Annotated in this window: 15 protein-coding genes; 2 read left to right on the top strand and 13 right to left on the bottom strand. The window is 59.4% G+C overall.

What is annotated here, in order from left to right:
- From hfq to LOY31_RS02675, 6 genes are all read right to left on the bottom strand, one after another.
- Entirely contained in the window at positions 1 to 261 is a 261-nt protein-coding gene (gene hfq / locus LOY31_RS02700; protein WP_007902656.1) for an RNA chaperone Hfq, read from the bottom strand.
- A gap of 93 nt (positions 262 to 354) precedes the next feature.
- A complete protein-coding gene (gene miaA, locus LOY31_RS02695; protein ID WP_007950726.1) occupies positions 355 to 1,326 on the bottom strand; it encodes a tRNA (adenosine(37)-N6)-dimethylallyltransferase MiaA in 972 nt (323 codons plus the stop codon).
- Entirely contained in the window at positions 1,326 to 3,233 is a 1,908-nt protein-coding gene (gene mutL / locus LOY31_RS02690) for a DNA mismatch repair endonuclease MutL (RefSeq protein ID WP_007950727.1), read from the bottom strand. The genes miaA and mutL overlap by 1 nt, the downstream gene beginning before the upstream one ends.
- The gene (locus LOY31_RS02685; RefSeq protein ID WP_371915873.1) at positions 3,230 to 4,615 is read right to left on the bottom strand and encodes an N-acetylmuramoyl-L-alanine amidase; all 1,386 of its coding nucleotides are present in this window, start codon (positions 4,613 to 4,615) and stop codon (positions 3,230 to 3,232) included. The genes mutL and LOY31_RS02685 overlap by 4 nt, the downstream gene beginning before the upstream one ends.
- Positions 4,616 to 4,666: 51 nt before the next feature.
- On the bottom strand, positions 4,667 to 5,137 hold the full coding sequence (gene tsaE, locus LOY31_RS02680) for a tRNA (adenosine(37)-N6)-threonylcarbamoyltransferase complex ATPase subunit type 1 TsaE (RefSeq protein WP_007950729.1): 471 nt from the start codon (positions 5,135 to 5,137) through the stop codon (positions 4,667 to 4,669).
- Complete coding sequence (locus tag LOY31_RS02675; protein WP_221535373.1) at positions 5,125 to 6,624, bottom strand: NAD(P)H-hydrate dehydratase; 1,500 nt, start codon at positions 6,622 to 6,624, stop codon at positions 5,125 to 5,127. Before LOY31_RS02675 ends, tsaE begins: the two co-directional genes overlap by 13 nt.
- A gap of 63 nt (positions 6,625 to 6,687) precedes the next feature.
- Between LOY31_RS02675 and queG the strand changes: the two genes are divergently transcribed.
- Positions 6,688 to 7,758 carry a tRNA epoxyqueuosine(34) reductase QueG gene (queG, locus tag LOY31_RS02670; protein ID WP_221535372.1) on the top strand — a complete coding sequence of 357 codons (1,071 nt, stop codon included), beginning with the start codon at positions 6,688 to 6,690 and terminating at the stop codon, positions 7,756 to 7,758.
- Between the two features lie 9 nt (positions 7,759 to 7,767).
- On the opposite strand, the gene LOY31_RS02665 is transcribed toward queG, so the two are convergent.
- From LOY31_RS02665 to orn, 5 genes are all read right to left on the bottom strand, one after another.
- Positions 7,768 to 9,258, bottom strand: a complete 1,491-nt coding sequence (locus LOY31_RS02665; RefSeq protein WP_221535371.1) for a leucine-rich repeat domain-containing protein — start codon at positions 9,256 to 9,258, stop codon at positions 7,768 to 7,770.
- Positions 9,259 to 9,596: 338 nt separating this feature from the next.
- Positions 9,597 to 14,360 carry an RHS repeat-associated core domain-containing protein gene (locus tag LOY31_RS02660; RefSeq protein WP_258712801.1) on the bottom strand — a complete coding sequence of 1,588 codons (4,764 nt, stop codon included), beginning with the start codon at positions 14,358 to 14,360 and terminating at the stop codon, positions 9,597 to 9,599.
- A 241-nt stretch (positions 14,361 to 14,601) separates the two neighbouring features.
- On the bottom strand, positions 14,602 to 15,612 hold the full coding sequence (locus tag LOY31_RS02655) for a hypothetical protein (protein WP_221535370.1): 1,011 nt from the start codon (positions 15,610 to 15,612) through the stop codon (positions 14,602 to 14,604).
- 298 nt (positions 15,613 to 15,910) lie between these two features.
- Positions 15,911 to 16,522: a trimeric intracellular cation channel family protein gene (locus tag LOY31_RS02650; protein ID WP_064593093.1), complete on the bottom strand. Its 612-nt coding sequence runs from the start codon at positions 16,520 to 16,522 to the stop codon at positions 15,911 to 15,913.
- An 83-nt stretch (positions 16,523 to 16,605) separates the two neighbouring features.
- Positions 16,606 to 17,148, bottom strand: coding sequence for an oligoribonuclease (gene orn / locus LOY31_RS02645; protein WP_065258764.1), 543 nt, complete (start codon positions 17,146 to 17,148; stop codon positions 16,606 to 16,608).
- 107 nt (positions 17,149 to 17,255) lie between these two features.
- Between orn and rsgA the strand changes: the two genes are divergently transcribed.
- Entirely contained in the window at positions 17,256 to 18,287 is a 1,032-nt protein-coding gene (rsgA, locus tag LOY31_RS02640) for a small ribosomal subunit biogenesis GTPase RsgA (RefSeq protein ID WP_007950741.1), read from the top strand.
- Between the two features lie 56 nt (positions 18,288 to 18,343).
- Here the strand turns inward: rsgA and motB are convergent, their stop codons facing one another.
- Both motB and motA read right to left on the bottom strand, forming a co-directional pair.
- Entirely contained in the window at positions 18,344 to 19,420 is a 1,077-nt protein-coding gene (gene motB / locus LOY31_RS02635; protein ID WP_258712800.1) for a flagellar motor protein MotB, read from the bottom strand.
- 3 nt (positions 19,421 to 19,423) lie between these two features.
- The gene (gene motA, locus LOY31_RS02630; RefSeq protein ID WP_007952169.1) at positions 19,424 to 20,275 is read right to left on the bottom strand and encodes a flagellar motor stator protein MotA; all 852 of its coding nucleotides are present in this window, start codon (positions 20,273 to 20,275) and stop codon (positions 19,424 to 19,426) included.
- Positions 20,276 to 20,357 lie beyond the last annotated feature (82 nt).

Below are 20,357 nucleotides of genomic sequence, written 5' to 3'. Positions count from 1 at the left end.
TCAGGCGTTACCTGGCTCAGCGTCACCTGCTTCGGATTCGGTTGCGCTTGGCAGACGAATTGGACGAACCGGCACGACTGTAGAGATAGCGTGTTTGTAAACCATCTGGCTGACGGTGTTCTTCAGCAGGATAACGAACTGGTCGAACGACTCGATCGTGCCTTGCAGTTTGATCCCGTTCACCAGGTAGATGGAAACCCCCACTTTCTCTTTACGTAAAGTATTCAAGTAAGGGTCTTGTAGCGAATGCCCTTTTGACATGTGCCGCACTCCTTTAAGGATTCAATATAAAAAATAGGTAAACAGATGGCTTTTGCCGCCACACCCCCAAGGATAGACGGCAATTGCAAGGACTCAGCTCAATATGGAGATCGTCCCAAGGTATTTCAAGGCGCGTGGCAGATTGTCGCAATCCAGACTGTCGAGCCAGTGTAAATCTTTCCAGCTGCGCAGCCAGGTGAACTGGCGTTTGGCCAATTGGCGCGTGGCGATAATGCCCCGTTCCTGCATCTCGGCCGACGTCAGCTTGCCATCCAGGAAGTCCCAGACCTGGCGGTAGCCTACCGCACGTATAGACGGCAACCCGGCATGCAGGTCACTTCTATTACGCAGGGCTACGACCTCGTCGATGAATCCCTGTTCCAGCATATTTGTGAATCTTTGTTTAATGCGCTCGTGCAGTACCTGCCGATTAGTTGGAGCAATCGCCAGGTTCGCGACAGTATAGGGCAATTGTTGCAGTCCCGATGCGGCCGCTTCGGTACTTTGTACAGATTGTTTCAGCCGCAGTTCAGTCATGCTCTGACCGCTGACCCGGTAAACTTCCAGCGCACGACTCAGTCGTTGTGGATCGTTCGGATGGATGCGTGCCGCCGACTCCGGATCGATTGCCGCCAGCTGATCGTGCAGGGCTTGCCAGCCAAGGCGTGCAGCCTCTTCTTCGATCTGCGCGCGAACTTCGGGATCAGCCGCTGGCATGTCCGCCAGACCGTCGATCAAAGCCTTGTAATAGAGCATCGTGCCGCCCACCAGCAGCGGAATTTTTCCACGCGCGGTGATCTCGGCCATGGCCTCCAGTGCATCGCGGCGGAAATCCGCTGCCGAATAGGCTTCGGCCGGGTCGAGAATGTCGATCAACCGGTGCGGAAACTCGGCCAGCAGTTCTTTGGACGGTTTGGCGGTGCCGATGTCCATGCCGCGATAGACCAGCGCCGAATCGACGCTGATCAGCTCGCACGGCAGCACCTTGGTCAGCTCGATGGCCAGGTCGGTCTTGCCCGCAGCGGTCGGGCCCATCAGGAAAATCGCTGGAGGAAGCTGGCTCATCAACGACCGCGCAGAAACAGTTTGTCCAGATCGTCCAGGCCCAATTGGGTCCAGGTCGGCCGGCCATGGTTGCATTGACCGCTGCGCTCGGTGTTTTCCATGTCACGCAGCAGGCCGTTCATTTCCGGCAGGGCCAGGCGCCGGTTGGCGCGGATCGCGCCGTGGCAGGCCATGGTGCCGAGCAGTTCGTTCAGATGCGCCTGGATCCGGTCGCTGGTGCCGTATTCCATCAAGTCCGACAGCACATCGCCGACCAGACGGTTGGCTTCGGCCTGTTTGAGCAAGGCCGGGATCTGCCGGATGGCCAGGGTTTCCGGGCCAAGGCGCTGCAATTCAAAACCGAGGCGCTGGAACCAAGCTGCATGTTCTTCAGCGCAATCAGCCTCGCGCTGACTGACCGCCAGCGACTCCGGCACCAGCAGCGGCTGACCGCTCAGGCCTTCGCTGGCCATGGCGATCTTCAGACGTTCGTACATGATGCGCTCGTGAGCGGCGTGCATGTCCACCAAAACCAGGCCTTGGGCGTTCTCGGACAGAATGTAGATGCCCTTGAGCTGCGCCAGCGCGTAGCCAAGCGGCGGAATGTCTTCCTGACCGGCCGGCAGCGCATTGGCGTTCGCTTCGGGCAGCGGCGCAAAAAACTCGCGGTACGCAGCCTGCGCCTCGGCAACCGGCACGGTCGATTGCGGACGCGGCGTGTATTGATACTGATAAGCGCCGCCGGCGCTGGCACCCGACGAGGTATTGAACACCGGTTGCGCCTGCGGCTGCTCCAGCAGCGCATTGGCCGCCAGACGCATTTCGCCCTGCGGACCGAATTCACCAGCTTCAAGGCCGGTTGGCCGGACGATCGCGGTAGTGACCGATCCGGCAAGCTGATCTTCCGGTCGCACATCGCCGAGGGCACGGTGCAAAGTGCCATACAGGAAGTCATGCACCATGCGTCCGTCACGGAAACGCACTTCGTGTTTGGTCGGGTGTACGTTGACGTCTACTGCTGCCGGGTCGACCTCGAAAAACAGCGCGAACGTCGGGTGCCGGCCATTGAACAGCACATCGCGATAAGCCTGACGCACCGCGTGGGCCACCAGTTTGTCGCGCACCGCTCGGCCGTTGACGAAGAAATACTGCAAATCCGCCTGACTGCGGTTGAAGGTCGGCAGACCGACCCAGCCCCACAAATGCAGGCCATTGCGTTCGATCTCGATCGGCAGCGCTTGCTCAAGGAAGCCCGAACCACAGATTGCCGCCACACGCCGGGCGCGGGCCGCGTCATCGTGGGCTTCGTGCAGGCTGAGGATGGTCTTGCCGTTGTGGCGCAGATGGAACGCCACGTCGAAACGCGCCAGCGCCAGACGCTTGATCACTTCTTGCAGGTGATCGAATTCGGTTTTTTCGGTCTTGAGGAATTTGCGTCGCGCCGGGGTGTTGAAGAACAGGTCACGGACTTCCACCGAAGTGCCGACCGGATGGGCCGCCGGCTGCACGCGGGGCGCCATGTCGCGGCCTTCGGTCTCGACCTGCCAGGCCTGATCGGCATCGCGGGTGCGCGAGGTCAGGGTCAGACGTGCCACGGAGCTGATCGATGCCAAAGCCTCGCCCCGGAAGCCCAGGCTCATTACTTGCTCAAGGTCTTCCAGGTTGCGGATCTTGCTGGTGGCGTGACGCGCCAGCGCCAGCGGCAGGTCATCGGCGGAAATGCCGCTGCCGTCGTCACGCACACGCAGCAGTTTGACGCCGCCCTGCTCGACATCGACGTCGATACGTTTGGCGCCGGAGTCGAGGCTGTTTTCCAGCAGCTCCTTGATCACCGAGGCCGGGCGTTCGACCACCTCACCGGCGGCGATCTGGTTCGCCAGCCGCGGGCTGAGCAGTTCAATGCGGGCAGCGTTCAGGACCTGATTCATTCTTTGGACGCCAGTTCGGTGCCGGGAATGGTCAGGTGCTGACCGACTTTCAGATCATCGCTTTTCAGATTGTTGGCGCTGCGCAGCGTGGCCGGCGAAATCTGATACCGCACGGCAATCATCGCCACGGTCTCACCCGGGCCCACCCGGTGATCACGCGGGCCCTGAGCGATCTTGCCCGAATCACGCAGCCAGGCGATGTAAGTGCCCGGTGGCGGATTCTGCTGGAAGAACTGACGCACGCCGCTGCTGATCGAACGCGCCAGCGCCTGCTGGTGGCTCGCGGCCGAAAGCTTGTTCGCTTCGTTGGCGTTGGAGATGAAGCCGGTTTCCACCAGGATCGACGGGATGTCCGGCGATTTCAGCACCATGAACCCGGCCTGCTCCACGCGCTGTTTGTGCAGCGGAGTGACCCGGCCAATGTTGGTCAGGACCTTCTGGCCGACGTTGAGGCTGGAGGTCAGCGAGGCGGTCATCGACAGGTCGAGCAGAACGCCGGCCAGCATCCGGTCCTTGTCGTCGAGGCTGACGTTGCCGGCACCGCCGATCAGGTCGGAACGGTTTTCGCTGTCGGCCAGCCAACGGGCGGTTTCCGAGGTGGCACCACGGTCGGACAGGGCGAACACCGACGCACCGAACGCCGCCGCAGACGGCGCGGCGTCAGCGTGGATCGAGACAAACAGGTCGGCGCCTTTCTTGCGGGCAATCTCGGTACGGCCGCGCAGCGGGATGAAATAGTCGCCAGTACGGGTCAGTTCGGCGCGGAAGCCTTTCATGCCGTTGACCTGACGCTGCAATTCACGGGCGATCTGCAGTACCACGTCTTTCTCGCGCTGACCGCGAGAACCGGACGCACCCGGGTCTTCGCCACCGTGGCCGGCGTCGATGACCACAATGATGTCGCGCTTGCCGGCCGGGGCCGGCGGCAGTTTGATTGCAGGCTCGGCCGGGGTGACCGGCACCGCAGGCACGGTCGCAACCGTTGGGGTCGGCGCAGGCGTCGGCGCTGGTGCGGCGTCAGCCGGGTTGTCGAACAGGTCGACGACCAGACGGTTGCCGTACTGCGCATTCGGCGCCAGCGAGAAGCTTTTCGGGGTGACGGCTTTTTTCAGGTCGATGACCACCCGCAGGTCGGTCGGCGTACGTTGGGCCGAGCGCATGGCGGTGATCGGCGTGTTGGCGGTCTGCACATTCAGCGGCGCGCCGAGGGTGGCGCCGTTGATGTCGATCACCAGACGATCCGGCGCGGTCAGCGTGAAGACGCTGTGCTGCACCGGGCCTGTCAGGTCGAACACCAGTCGCGTGTTGTCCGGCGCCCGCCACAGGCGCACGCTGTTGACCTTCGTCTCGGCCACAGCGTTGACGGTTACTGCCATCAACATCAGTCCAGCGGCAGCCACCAACGCGCGAAAGCGCATACCTAACCCCATCATTCAATTGGTTTCCAATGCCAAAGCGGCACACCAGGCCTCGCCGCGCGAGCCCTGGGATAAAATGGTCAGCGAGCGTCCGCTGTCTTGCGGGCTAATGGTAATGGTCAGGTCAGGCTTTGGCAAAAAGCCTGCACCTTTATCGGGCCATTCGATCAGGCAAAGGGCGTCGTCTTCGAAATAGTCGCGGATCCCGAGAAACTCCAGCTCCTCCGGATCGACCAGACGATACAGGTCGAAGTGAAACGCCCGGACGTCACCGATCTCGTAGGGCTCGACCAGGGTGAAGGTCGGACTTTTCACCGCCCCCACGTGCCCCAGACCGCGAATGATGCCCCGCGACAGCGTGGTTTTGCCCATCCCGAGATTGCCTTCGAGAAAGATCAGACCATGGCCCTGGGTGATACGGGCGATGCGTGCGCCAAAGTCGCTCATGGCCTGTTCATCGGCCAGGTACAGGGTTACTTCAGACACGGTGCATGCTCCTCCAACAACTGACGAATGGCTGGAATCAGATCACTGGCCGCCAGCCCACGGCCGAATTTACCTTGTTGCGCCCCAGCGTTGGCGTGCAGCCAGACCGCCAGACAAGCCGCGTCGAACGCTTTCATGTCCTGGGCCAGCAGCGCGCCGATCAGACCGGCCAATACATCGCCGAGCCCGGCGGTGGCCATCGCCGGATGGCCTTGATGACACAGCGCCAGACGACCATCGGGATGAGCAATCAGACTGCCCGCCCCCTTGAGCACCACCACAGCTGTATATTTTTTGCTCAATGCCAGCACCGCCGCCGGACGATCTGCCTGCACCTCGGCGGTGCTGATCCCCAGCAGGCGCGCCGCCTCAACCGGATGCGGCGTGATCACACAATCCTTGGGCAGACTGACGAAACCGCAGGCCAACAGGTTCAACGCGTCGGCATCCCACACCTGCGGCAGCGAGGCATTGGCAGCAGCCGACAGCAGCGCCCTTCCCCAACTCGCCTGACCCAGCCCCGGCCCGACCACCAACACGGACACCTTTTCCAGCAGCCCCATCAATTGATTGGCCGAAGAAGTGCCCAGCGCCATGGCTTCCGGTACTCGGCTCAGCGCCGCCGGCACATGTTCCGGACGGGTCGCAAGCGACACCATACCGGCGCCACTGCGCAAAGCACTTTCGGTGCTCAACAGAATTGCCCCGCCAAAGCCGTGATCGCCGCCGATCAGCAGCACATGGCCGAAACGCCCCTTGTGCGCGGCCGGCGCGCGGGCCGCCAGACGCGGCAGGTTAACCGCGTTGAGCCGTTGAGCGGCGGCAGGAATGTCACTGAAGTTTTCGGCCGAGGCCTGCAGATCGTTAAACAGCAGTTCGCCGACGTGATCCGCCGCCGCGCCCGTGAACAGCCCGAGTTTCAGGCCGATGAAAGTCACGGTGAGGTCGGCGTGCACCGCCTCACCCAGCGCATGACCGGTATCGGCGCACAATCCAGAAGGGATATCGACCGCCACCACCGGCAGTCCGCTGGCATTGATCGCCGCAATCGCAGCGGCGTAAGGCTCACGCACCTCGCCGCTCAGGCCGGTGCCGAGCAACGCGTCAACGACGATGCCGCGCAACTCGCAGGACAGATCCCACTGGGCAATCGAGACGCCGTCGGCTACGGCTTCGGCGTGCGCCACGGCGGCATCGCCCTTCAAACGCTGCGGCTCGCCGACAGCCAGCACCTGAACCTGCCAACCCGCACGGTGGGCCAGCGCCGCCACCAGATAACCATCGCCGGCGTTGTTGCCGTGCCCGGCCAGCACCGTCATTTCATTCGCGGCCGGCCATTGGCGTACCAGTGCGCGCCACGTGGCATGGGCGGCACGCTGCATCAATTCGAAGCCCGGCGTGCCCGCGGCGATCAGTCGTGCATCGAGTTCACGCACCTGCGCGGCACGGTACAGCGCGTCGGGTAATTGATCTTTAGTGTGCGGCATGCGTCTTCGGGCTCCGATGTCTGGCAGAATTATACGCACCTCAGCTCCGGTTTCTCTCGCCTCATGTCCGCCATCACCACAGATCTGCCTGCCCTCGCCCAATCCATCAAGGACTGGGGCCGCGAGCTGGGCTTCCAGCAAGTCGGTATCAGCGGTCTGGACCTGGCCGAGCACGACCAGCACCTGCAACGCTGGCTCGAGGCCGGCTACCACGGCGAAATGGAGTATATGGGCGCTCACGGCAGCAAACGCTCGCACCCCGAGGAGCTGGTGCCGGGCACCTTGCGCGTGGTGTCGCTGCGCATGGACTACCTGCCGGGCGACACGCAAATGGCGCAATTGCTGGCGAAACCGGAAAAGGCCTATATCTCCCGTTATGCCTTGGGCCGCGATTATCACAAGTTGATCCGTAAACGCGTTCAACAACTGGCGGACAGGATTCAATCCGAGATCGGCCCGTTCGGCTTCCGCGCCTTCGTCGACAGCGCCCCGGTGCTGGAAAAGGCCATCGCCGAACAGGCCGGGCTGGGCTGGATCGGCAAAAACACCCTGGTGCTTAACCGCAAGGCCGGCAGTTACTTCTTTCTCAGCGAACTGTTCGTCGACCTGCCCCTGCCGGTGGATGAACCCCACAGCACCGAGCATTGCGGACGCTGCACCGCGTGCCTCGACATCTGCCCGACCAATGCCTTCGTCGGCCCGTATGTGCTGGACGCGCGACGTTGTATTTCCTACCTGACCATCGAACTGAAGAACGCCATCCCCGAAGACCTGCGACCGCTGATCGGTAACCGGGTGTTCGGCTGCGACGACTGCCAGATCTGCTGCCCGTGGAACCGCTTCGCCCGCCCGTCCGGCGAAAGCGATTTCAAGCCACGGCACAATCTGGACAACGCCGAACTGGCCGAGCTGTTCTTGTGGGATGAAGACAAATTCCTCAGCAGCACCGAGGGTTCGCCGCTGCGCCGTGCCGGTTATGAACGCTGGCTGCGCAATCTGGCGGTGGGGCTGGGAAATGCGCCCTCAACGATTCCGGTGCTGGAAGCATTGCAGGCGCGACGGGATCATCCGTCAGAGTTGGTTAGAGAACATGTCGAATGGGCACTGCGCCAGCATCTGGATAAAAAGCCGTAAAGCTTTCCTTCACGAGCTCTCCACACCACTGTCCTCACCCTCGAATGCTGCAATTTGTGGCTGCATCTGGACTTCTCCATCAACTTGAATCAGGACTTTCCTGTCCAGGCCAGCGGCCTCCATATAGACACTGACTCGCTGCAGCGTAGCCTCATCCAGCGGATTGTTTCGAAAGTTGAAATTGACTTGCCGAACATCCGGCACCTCGAAGAGTTCGTCTGGCAAGTGTGCAATTTCGTTATTGCGCAGATCGGCAAATGCCAGACTTTCGCTTTCAAATAGCCCGACAGGCACCTCGTTCAGCCCTGTATCCGAGAGATAAAGACTGTCCAGGCGCCTCATGAATCTGAGATCGGGCGACAGTCCGAGCGGGTTGTTGCTCAAGTCCAACAGTGTCAGTTGTTCAATGTGGGCAAGGCCTTCAACGCTGGCTTCGCTGAGCCGTATGTCACAGTTGTCCAAGGTCAGCGTCACCAGTTCCCTCATCTGGTACACCTCAGCGGGAAACGATTTCAACGCAAAGCCGGACAGGGTGAGATACCGCACACCCGGAAAACTCGCGAGAAAGGCGCTGGCTTCCAACGGGGCAGTGCTGGTCAGACTCAACTCGCGAACATGGCTGAAATCCGCCGACAAACGAGGCAGGCTGCCAAGTACATCGAGATCGTAATCCAGCGTCGATGGAGTGTACGGATTGGCGCTGGTTGCCTTCCGGGACCAATTGTCCTGAAGCTCCTGAGCAAAACGCTCTCGGCTTGCTGTCTGCGCAGCAATTTCGGTATTTGTCAGAGGCAAACCCGTGACCGGGTGCCGGGACGGCACCTGCCCGGTCCACGCGCCAAGATCCTTCACCAGAGTGAAGTGTTGCGCTTCCAGCCGGGCCACTGCCAGCAGCGGATCACCCGTCAATCGCTCGCGGTGCATGGAAGTCCGAGCATCCTGGGCCATGGTCGGAAACAACGTTGCCAGACGCTCATCTACACTGCGCGCCAGCCCCGACGGGGCATCGCCTCGATCCAACGGGCTCCCTGATGCTATAGGGTGCCAGTACCTGCCCTCGGCGTCCGGCTCCATCAGCGGACCGGAAGCCTTGAGTTCTCTGGCGACCGTGGCGCGAAAAAGACCGCTTTCGGCATCCCGAACCACTTGTACGAAATGATCGTCGGAAACAGCCACATACTGGCGGTGTTTGAACTCACGAACGCCCTGCGCATCGACCTCGCCGAGATTTTTTCGGGCGGGCACCCGGTAGTCCGCGAAAGAAGTGGGCGAGGCAACTCCCGCCACTTCATTAATCGCGAAAAGCTCCACGCTCGGCCTGGGATTGGTTATCTGCGCCGTCGTGACAGGATCCGGCAGGAAAAGAGACGGTAGCGGATCCGGGCGATGCGGCAGGGCTGAGGGGGGAGAATCCCCGCTGGGCACCCGATGAGAACCATCGGCAGCGGAGTCATTTATTTTGCTGGAGCCAGGTTTGATCCTGGGTGATTTGTCAGCCATGAAACTCTCATCCTTGAGATTGGGTTGCACTGATAACGGAGTTCTACGCGAACCGTATCGAACGCGCAGGTCAGTCAGCCAAACCTGAATTGTCTGGCCCTCGAGAAAACCATCATACCGCTGCGCTTGCTGCGGGCTGTCGTATGTATGTCTACCGCATGAGCCTGCATGCCCAGACCGCCACCCCGCGGCGCGTTGACTGCCTGACCAGAAAATGAAAAGGCGCCTTCAGCGATTCCTGCTGGAACCGTTGAAGGCGCGACCGGATCATTCCTCAGAATATGTCCGGCAAAAGCACGAGTGAGCGTTGCTCTCCCGGCCATGGCATGCCACGCCCATCAAGCGCCTCTCACGGTATGACCAAACGCATGCATGGTCACCGTACGGGTGTCATGGTTCGCAAAGAAAAACAGGCGCGTGGCCTGGTTAAGTCTGATTTCTGTGTAACCCGTGTCATTGAAGTAACCTGGGTCGCGGAGTTGACGCGGATTGGGAGACTTGAAAGGGACCATCTCATTGTAATAAGTCTTGCCCCCAAGCCCATTGGCAGCTTCGCTTGGAGACTTTCCTGCGTCCTTGATTGCATCCTTGAAACGGAAGAATTTATCCCTTGAAATGTCATCAAGCTCTTCAAAACCGGGAATGGCGCCTCTTCCTGTTTTTTGCCCATCCACCGTCCCCCTGAAGCCCTGGGTCTTGTATGTCCATTTTCGTGCCCCCGCACTCGTTCCTGAAGTGCTTCGCCCCCCCATTCCACTCGCCATGGCTCTGGCGGCCTCGCGCGGATTGTTGCTCAATCCTGACTTGAAAGCCCCCGCCAACCTGCTGGCACCTCTGATAGCCTGACCCGCCAGCCCGGCGCCAAGAGATGCCAACCCAAGCCCCAGGCTGATGTAACCCAGAATGTCGCCAGCCGAAGAGTGCGGATCCAGTTCATGCGCCAACTCGCTGGCAATGGCCGTAACGCCCGAGGCGACTCCCAGTCCCACGGCCAGTAATGCCAATGGCGTGGCCGCCCCCAGTGTCGCGATACTTGCAATACTCCCGATAAACCCCAGCGCAATCCCGGCAATCGACTGCCAGGAAACATGCCCCGTGGGATCCACTCGGTTAACCGGATCGCCAAGGCAATACGCGTAAGCATTCAAGCCGCCTGCATCGAGCGGGCTCAGGCTGTCCGGGCTGATGAAGCGCATCAGTGTCGGGCTGTAGGCCCGGTAACCATTGCCCAGCAGATACAGACCGGTGACCTCATCCAGTTGCTCGCCATTGAAACCCGCCTGACTGAACAGGCCTCCCTCGACAGGCCGATGCCCGTAGGGACTGTAGGCGCTGTCGAGCGATTGTTCGCCATGCGAGCGACTCAGCACGCTCTGCTGCTGGTCAACCCCGAAAAGCCGGATACCCGCATCCGCTCCCAGTTGCTGCTGTCCCAATATCAGACGGCCGTGTCGCACGACACTGCGTGATTCAGGACCACTGACTTCGTTGCTCATTTTGTTGTGGTGATAGAAGCGCTGCACCGCCGACTTTCCGGATTGCGACAGCTCGACCAGCCGATCGAAGCCGTCGTATCGGTAACCACGCAGGACCTCCCCACGTGAATCGATAACCTGAGTCAGGCGGCCAAACGTGTCGTAGGCCAGAGTACGGCCCTTATCGTCCTTGAACATCCGGCCGTTGGCGTCGTATTCCAGGGTGACCGGTGCCGGATAGTCGGCATGAGAATGTTGAACCCCGACCAACTGGGCCGGATCCTGTTCGCTGAAACTGAACGTCGTCACGTTGACGCCCAGAGGGAACGTGGTTTGCAGGGCGAGAATGTTATCCAGCGCATCGAACGTGAATGTTTGCTGGATAATTTCCTTGCCATAAGGGTCTCGCGGTCGCTGGAGCCCTTCACAGTCGTACTGGATGACTCGCCCGCGTGCGTCGTAAGAGAACCGCTCATCGCGCAACACCATGAAGCCGCGTCTGAGAACCTTCTGCGCCAGCTTGCCCGCCACGGTGTAACTGGAGGTCAGTGTTTGCGAGGGCAATCCGTTGACTTCGAAACGGCGGGTCAGCTCACGACCGATATCATCGTAAGTCAGATGCGTGAGGAGCTGATGCCGGGACAGGGTATCCCGGGTTTCGATCCGCTCAAGCAAACCAGCCTTGCCATAGAAGTATCGAGTTTCTACCGGGCCTTGCCTGTGCAAGGTTTCGCGCCCCCAGATGTCGTACTCGGTTTTGTGCCGCGTGCCCACCACGTCCACGTATTCCAGAGGGCGCCCCGCCAGCGAGTAGGTTTGGGAGGTCGTCTGGCGCCGTTCGGCAAAGCGGGTTGTTTCCGACTTCAGGCGCCCGGAAGGAAAGTATTCGAACAGATTCTCACGTCCTTGCTCGACGCAACTTTCCATTCTGCCGTTTCGTTCGTCATAGGTGAAACGGGTGAGTACTCCGCTGCCTGTTAGCGCTTTGCGCTCAATCAAGGCCCCACCCGGTCCCGATGAATAGACAAACCCGGTCGTTTCCCCTGCGGCGCTCGTGTGCGATGCGGGCTGAGTCTTGCCGGCCGAATAAACCGCAACCGACTTGCGCCCGCCCACCGAATGCTCTGTCAGCCGGTTCAAACCATCGAAGACCTGCTGCCCCAACAGTTTCCCGGCGACCCTGATGGCGACCGGCAATGCCTCGGAGCTATGGACGGCAAACTCGGTCTGTACCGCATGCCCGTCAGGCAAAACACTGCGAAACAGACGATCGTACGCATCGTACTCATAACTGGTCTTGTTCCCCGCCGGATCGGTTTGACTGATGGTGCGCCCCAATCCGTCGTACTCAAAGACGGTTTTGCCCAGGCTTTGCGCCTTGAGGTCGAAGACTTCAAGGCTGTCCGGCTTGCCGAAGGCATTGAAGACAGTGACGGTTTTACCCAGGCCTTGCTGCCAATGCTTGCGCTGGCGCTTCACCGGATCGAACTCGTTGTACTCGACTCGTCCGTCGGCATGGCGAGTCTCCTTGACCTGACCCCAGTTATCGTAAAACAGCTGCGACTTCACAGGGCGCGCAACACCGTCCCACCAATCGGTGCGGGTCTGCTCAGTCAATCGTCCGACCTGATCATGGAGCGCGGCATAGAACACTCGCATTGGAAATGCACCTGCCGGATCCGGGTTGTCACAATCCATTTCTTCAACGCCGATGACCCTCCCCAACGCGTCGTAGGTAACTTTTTGCATACCTCCCGACGGATCGGTCAGAACCACCGTGGCCGGCACGTCTACCTTGGCCGTTTCGTGACGCCATTGGTACGACGCGACATGCGCCGTGCCAGAGACAAGCGTCTTGCGGACACGACGCCCGAGCTTGTCGTATTCGAATGTAACCACACTGTCGTCGGCATCGCGCTCTGACAGCGCCAAACCGCTCAGGGTGGAAAGCGTTTGCTCGGTCGAACTCGCGGTACCGTCGAAACCCTGCAAGGTTGTCTTCAGCCTCAGGGAGAAATCGTCGGTCGCGTAGGCATAGTTGATACAAGTCGTCGTGCCGTTACGGGTGACCTTCTGCTGCTTCAGGAGGCCGTGTGTAAGCGGGTTGTCCGGCGTTTCCAGATAAGTCAGCGCAATGGTCGAACGATGGACTTCGCGATCTGCGACCCACTCGAAGAAGTTTTCCTCCACAGGCACCACACTGGCCAGCGTCCCTCCCTCGAGCATGGGGAGTAAGGCATAGCGGTAACGTGTGACGGTGGACGCACCGCCACCCGTCGCGGGGGCCACGGTTTTCTGCTTCAGGAAGCGGACAAACTCCAGCGGATCGGCCGGACAATCGGGAGTCTGGGTCGCCGGATAGTATTCAAACCGCGTTGTCACCCCGTCCACCCCAACCTGTTTGAGCAGGTTGCCGATGGCATCGTATTCAGTGACAGAGGTCTCGGAACGCTTCTCTTTTGTCGTCAGGTCCTCGTAAGTCAGGGTCTGGACTTGAGGCATCCGGAACTGCGCAGGCTGCTGAGTGAAAGGTAGCTTTACGTCACAGTAATATCGGGTTGAAACCGACGTTTGCGCATTACCGCAAGTGGTCACCTCGGAAATCAACAAATGGAACTTGTTATAGGTTCGCTTGATACGGGTGTGGACTTTGTTCCCGACAATCAGCCGCTCTTCGCTGGAATACTGATAGCCCCCCACGGCGCGGAAAAGAGGATCGCCATCGTCCTGGGGATCCGCTGCAACGCCGTGCCCAAGGTAATTATGGTCCGAGTAGGTGTAAATCTTGCTGACCTTCGGTTGCCCGTGTCTGGCGTAGATATCGTGGGCAATGACGCACGGCAGGCTTTGATCGCCCTCGACGGTCGGGAATCGATGGCCGACTTCCTTGTAGCGAATGTTTTCCACGGCACCCAGGGGCGATTCAACTCGGGTCAGATAACCGTCTGCGTACTGCAGCTTCCAGCCCCCACCTTCCGGCAAATCGATGGCGTTGACCTGATTGTTTCTGAGCGTCAGAGCAAACTCAGCGCTGGAGGGCGTCTCCGGATGCCGGGTCAGAATCACTCTTGTGTCTTTGCGGGCGATCTTGAGCAACGTTCTTTGGAAGTCGCTGATCTCGATCAGCATCGGCTGCTCATTGAACGTCCTGTACTTCAGGGAAATACTCACGCCATTGGCTGCGAATATCGTCTCGGGAACCGCGATATTAGTCGCCCCATGGACCTTGAGCACTTCACGTCGACCATCCTTGTATCGGATCTCGTATCGTCCATCAGCAGTTTTCAGAACCTTGGCACTTTCCAGCTTCATTTCCTTGAAATGCAAGGCTCCCCGCGACTCCACAGCTTTGTAGCTCTCGCCGCTAGAGAACGTCATGACTCTGCTGCGCAAGTCATAACGGGTGATCGACAAGGACCAGCCGGCGCCATAACCGGCATTGTGTGAATTCAAGGGATTGAAATTCAGCGCAAGATTGAATGAAGGGCCGTTGAGATCGACGGACTGAATAGACCCAAGGGATAACGAACAGGTATAAACGCCGGTTCTGGGATCGACCCCGCCGGCTACAAAATCACCAAAATTGAAAGCATTCGAATGCACGGATTCCGGAGAGTGGTTACTCATAAATAACATCCTGTCATTTGTTTCAAAATCGAATCAATTACGCACAATAAAGAACCGCTTTTCCGCAATCATTTAAAACTGCGAAAAAACGGCTGCATTAACCGTAAAACAAATCGGGCGACATCAGACGTGCGCGCTGCCACGCTCACCATCAACCAATACAGGAGTCGACACCGTTGTATTTTTAATCGGCAAGGTCTCGACGAAAAGAACTCAAGCAGTGACTGCACTCGCCGCGGACTTATCCCCGTTCCAGAAAGAACTCACGCTTTTCAGAGTCGGTCCGAATGGCCAACTTGTGCTCTGTGCCATATTGATCGATTGCGACAAACGGAAACACGCCATCGGCGCTGGAATCTGCCGCAGTGTACGCAAACTCGGAAAGCGCCTGCACGACGGTCAACTCGCCGTGACGATCATTGACTATCACGACATACTCTTTGGTCTTTGACGAAGAATCCAGAGCGTGATCTCGAAATGTATAATTTACAAAAGTATTGTCATTAACAGGTAGCGCCACAGTGATATCAGTCTTGTTCGGCCTTACCATGACTCCCTTCAGATAGTTGGTTTTCCACGCATGTACCCAGTTACCATAGGCAAACATGACATCATCCGTACCTTTTGAAGCAACCCAGTCCACCAGATTGATCTGCTGTCCCTGATAAACAAGTCCGAGATAGTAGTTCCAGATCCGGTTTCCCGGCTCCTCATTGCCGCGCCTGGTCGAAGTCCAGCGAAACTGGTCGACCGAATAGGTAACCGGCACCTGAGCGTCCAGAGTGACACTGCTGTCCTGAAAACCGGAAAGACCGGTTGCATTGCTTCGGATAGTCACTCCGTTCAAAAAAACGCTTGCCGCGATTTGCGTCGAGCCGCTACCCGAGGACGATACCCAGAATGTGCGCACTTGCGGATGGATACCGTTATCCGGCTCATCCTTAATCACTGGCGCTTCCAGCGTATATCGACCTTGATCGATACTGGCACTCCAGCCGTCGCGCAAGGCTCTCCCGGTGTTGTAGTGAATAAGTTCAACCGTATTCATGACGTCTCCTGGAACCAGAATGCGATCCCCGTTTTCATCATAACCTGACACCAGCACCTGAACCTTTACTTGCATGCGGCCGTTGCCGTACAGCACTTTATTTCGCGTGGACGAGGAAGAATTCAACTTCACTTTCAAGTCAATACTGTCCAGTCTTCCAGGACCGGCCAACTGATTTCCTGATACTTCGTTAAGCTCACTCATACTTTTACTCCTTGTGCTTGATGTCATTCCATACCTCGCAAAGCAAAAACGAAGTAAGCCATGAATAACATGCAACCCCAAACCGGCAAAAAGTTAAGTGTAAGAACCTGTAGCTAAAACCAATACAGAATCGGCAATTCTAAAAAATCGGCCATATTAACTTCGAGATACATTCATCATAAAATGTAAATCCAAAGAAAAAAGCTCTCGAAGAACGTAACGCGGCCGCCCCGGACAATCCAGATAGCAAAGAAGTCATTTGCTGGCAGACCAGCTATGGGTTCATTTGCGCAAGGTTTCAATGCTCGTCGTTATAGACAAACTTTGGCATTTCCCAATGAAAACGAATCGCCAGCAGGCGCAACAGGAAGCCACCAAACAGCGTGATCAGAATCGCCTGCTCGCTCGGCACGTTCAGGAACAGACAGAGCATGTAGCACCACGCCGCAGCGAACGAGACGCTGGCATACAGTTCGCGACGGAAGATCAACGGGATGTCGTTGCAGAAGATATCGCGCAGAATGCCGCCGAATACCCCGGTGATCACGCCGCTGACCGAGGCCACCAGCATGCCGTGGCCCATTTCAAGGGCAGTCATGCAGCCGATCAGGGTAAATGCCACCAGACCGACCGCGTCGAGCACCAGAAACAGCGAACGCAGGTGACGCATCCAGCGAGCCGTGAACACAGTGATCATCGCCGCGACAGTCGTCAGCACCAGGTACTCCGGGTGTTTGACCCAGGTCAGCGGATAATGCCCGAGCAGCACATCGCGCACCGAACCGCCGCCTAAAGCCGTGACGCAGGCGATCAGCACCACGCCGAACCAGTCCATGCCGCGACGGCCCGCAGACAGGGCGCCGGTCATGGCTTCGGCAGTAATGGCGACGAGGTAGAGCATCAGCAACATGGTGGCGATCCTGGCAGGAAGGCGCGCAGTCTACTCACTTCGCCGAGGCACCAAAAGAGGGCACCTCGGCGTGGGTGCCGATCTCAGAACTTGATGAAATGCTTGCGGTAGTGCTGCAGCTCGGCGATGGATTCGCGGATGTCGTCCAGCGCCAGGTGAGTGCTGCCCTTCTTGAAGCTGTCACGCACGTCCGGCGCCCAGCGCGCGGCCAGTTCCTTGAGTGTGGAGACGTCGAGGTTGCGGTAGTGGAAGTAGCTTTCCAGCGACTTCATGTGGGTATAAAGGAAGCGACGATCCTGGCAGATGCTGTTGCCACAGATCGGCGACTTGCCCTTCGGCACCCACTTCTCCAGGAAGGCGATGGTTTCGGCTTCAGCCTCGGCCATGCTCACGCGGCTTTCACGCACGCGCTGGGTCAGGCCCGAGTTGCCGTGAGTGCGGGTGTTCCACTCGTCCATGCGGGCGAGGACTTCGTCGCTGTGGTGAATGGCGATCACCGGGCCTTCGGCCAGGGTGTTCAGGTCACTGTCGGTGACGATGGTGGCCATTTCGATGATCACGTCGTTTTCCGGATCCAGACCGGTCATTTCGAGGTCGATCCAGATCAGATTCTGCGGGTTTTGCATATTTCGGCTCCTGAGCAATGCTGCGCAGTTTAGCCTAGGCAGCCTGCCGGGCGTGCTAAACTCGCGGCCGTTTTACCTAATCGCTGCATTCTTCAGACGGAACACCCATGGCCAAACGCCAACTCAATCGTCGTCAAAACTGGCGCATCGAAAAGATTCAGGGCGAGCGCGCCGCCCGCGCCGCCAAACGCGAGTCCTCGGCTGTCGAGGCGCTCGAAGGCGGCGATCTGGGCCCGGAACAGCACGGCCTGGTGATCGCCCACTTCGGCGTGCAGGTCGAGGTCGAGGCCGTTGACGGCGAACTGGCCGGCCAGGTCTTCCGCTGCCACTTGCGGGCCAACCTGCCAGCGCTGGTGACCGGCGATCAAGTGGTCTGGCGCGCCGGCAACCAGGGCATCGGCGTGATCGTCGCGCAACTGCCGCGCACTACTGAACTCTGCCGCCCGGACAGCCGTGGCCAGCTCAAACCGGTGGCCGCCAACGTCGACATGATCGTCATCGTCTTCGCCCCGCTGCCCGAGCCCCATGCGAACCTGATCGACCGCTATCTGGTCGCCGCAGAGCACGCCGGCATCCGCCCGTTGCTGCTGCTGAACAAATTCGACCTGATCGACGAGCAGAACGCCCCGGCGCTGAATGCCCTGCTGGCGGTCTATCGCACGCTGGGTTACCCGGTGCTGGAAGTCTCGGCGCACCACGGCAACGGCATGGAGCAATTGCAGAAGCAGCTCGACGGGCGCATCAGCGTGTTCGTCGGCCAGTCCGGTGTCGGCAAGTCGTCGCTGGTCAACAGCCTGCTGCCGGAAGTCGAAACCCGCGTCGGCCCGCTGTCCGAGCTGTCCGGCCAGGGCACGCACACCACGACCACCGCACGCCTGTTCCACTTCCCCGGCGGCGGCGAACTGATCGACTCCCCGGGCATCCGTGAATTCGGCCTCGGCCACGTCAGCCGCGCCGACGTCGAAGCCGGTTTCATCGAGTTCAACGACTTGCTCGGCACCTGCCGCTTCCGCGACTGCAAACACGACCGCGAACCGGGATGCGCACTGCTCAAGGCCCTGGAAGACGGCCGCGTGCAGCAGCAGCGAATGAACAGCTACCGCTCGATCATCGCCAGTTTGCCGGAAAACGGCTACTGAACCATTAAGTAGCCAGACACAAAAAAGCCGCGATCATCTCGCGGCTTTTTTGTGGGTCACTGTTTCGGCGCGGGAGCCGGTGCAGCAGGCGCCGGGGCTGGTGCCGCTGCACCCGGTTCCGTCGGTTTCGGCAGCGGGTCGTCGAACAGGTTCAGCCGTTCGCGCAACTCGTGGGCCGGTACCGGCTGCTGATCCGCCGGCAAGGCGTTCGGGTCGACCGGGGTGGCCGGGGTGGCCGGCGCGGCGCCGTTCTGGCCTTGATCTGCCGGTTGCGACGGGTCGGCACCTTGCGAACCTTCGATGGCCGCCTGGGCCTTCTTGGTCAGCACCACGATGTCGATGCGGCGGTTGACCGGGTTGAACGGGTTCTCCTTGTCGAACAGCGCCGACGAGGCGTAACCAACAACCCGCGCCACTTGAGCATCCGGATAACTGCCTGCCACCAGTGCACGCCGGGCGGCGTTGGCACGGTTGGCCGAAAGCTCCCAGTTGCCGAAGTCGCCATTGCCCACGTAAGGCTTGGCATCGGTGTGACCGCTGATGCTGATCTTGTTCGGCACCGCTTTGATGGTGTCGGCCATGGCCAGCAGGATGTCTTCGAAGTACGGTTTCAGGCGTGCAGAACCGGAGTCGAACATCGGCCGGTTCTCGGCGTCCATGATCTGGATGCGCAAGCCGTTCGGCGTGATCTCGAACAGGATCTGGTCCTTGAATTTCTGCAGTTGCGGGTTCTCGTCGACCTTGTTCTGCAGTTCTTGCAGCAGCAGTTCCAGGCGTTCCTTCTCGACCTGCTCGGCCATGCCTTCAACCTGTTCGGTGTCGACCGTGACCTTGTCCGGCTGCGGCTGCGACTTCACTTCAGGGTTGAGGGTGTTTTCCGGCGCGAGGGTCGGCGTACCGCCCAGATCGATGATGTACGGCGTGCCGCTCTCGGAGAAACCGACCGGGTCCTTGAAGTAACCGGCGATGGCGATCTTCTGTTCCGGGGTCGCGGTGGACAGCAGCCACAACACCAGGAAGAACGCCATCATCGCCGTCGCGAAGTCGGCGAAGGCGATCTTCCACGCTCCGCCGTGATGCCCGCCGGCGATGCGCTTGACGCGCTTGATGATTATCGGCTGGTTATTTTCCATGACTTAACGACCGCGAACGGCTTGTTCCAGCTCGGCAAAGCTTGGACGGTGAGCCGGGTACAGAACCTTGCGACCGAACTCGACAGCCAGCGATGGCGGCATGCCGGAAGCCGAAGCCACCAGCGAGGCCTTGATGGCTTCGTAGACGTTCAGCTCTTCCTTGGCATCGTGCGCCAGGGAGTGCGCCAGCGGGCCGAAGAAACCGTACGCCGCGAGAATACCGAAGAAGGTACCGACCAGTGCCGCACCTACGTGCAGACCGATGGACTTCTGATCGCCCTCACCCAGCGAGGCCATCGTCACCACGATACCCAGTACCGCCGCGACGATACCGAAACCCGGCATGGCGTCGGCAATGCCGTTCACCGCGTGGGACGGATGCTCGAGGTCTTCCTTCAGGCTGTACAGTTCCATGTCGAACAGACCTTCCAGCTCGTGGGGAGCCATGTTGCCGGAGGACATGATGCGCAGGTAATCGCAGATGAACGCGGTCATGCGTTCGTCTTTCAGTACCGCCGGGTACTTGGCGAAGATCGGGCTCGCGGCGGCGTCTTCGATGTCGCCTTCGATGGCCATCATGCCTTCGCGGCGGCTCTTGTTGAGGATCTCGTAGATCAGGCCCAGCACTTCCAGATAGAACGTGTGGCTGAAACGCGAACTGAACATGCTCAGGGATTTCTTGAGCACGTGCATCGTCATGTAGCCGGGGTTGGCCTGCAGGAATGCACCGAGTGCAGCACCGCCGATAATCATCACCTCGAAGGGCTGGATCAGAGCGGCAATCTTGCCGTGGGAGAGCACGTATCCGCCGAGCACGCTCGCGAATACGACGATGATGCCGATAATTTTAGCCATAGGTAGAAAGTACTTATTTAAGTCGGGTTCAAGGTCATATTCGGAAGTTAAAAAATCTCTTCTTCTACTTATCGGCAAAACT

Origin of the sequence: Pseudomonas sp. B21-021 (genome assembly GCF_024749205.1) — a bacterium.
GTDB classification, from domain to species: Bacteria; Pseudomonadota; Gammaproteobacteria; order Pseudomonadales; family Pseudomonadaceae; genus Aquipseudomonas; species Aquipseudomonas paraglycinae.
Note: the sequence above shows the minus strand (reverse complement) of the source record. Positions and strands in the feature narration are given on the sequence as shown.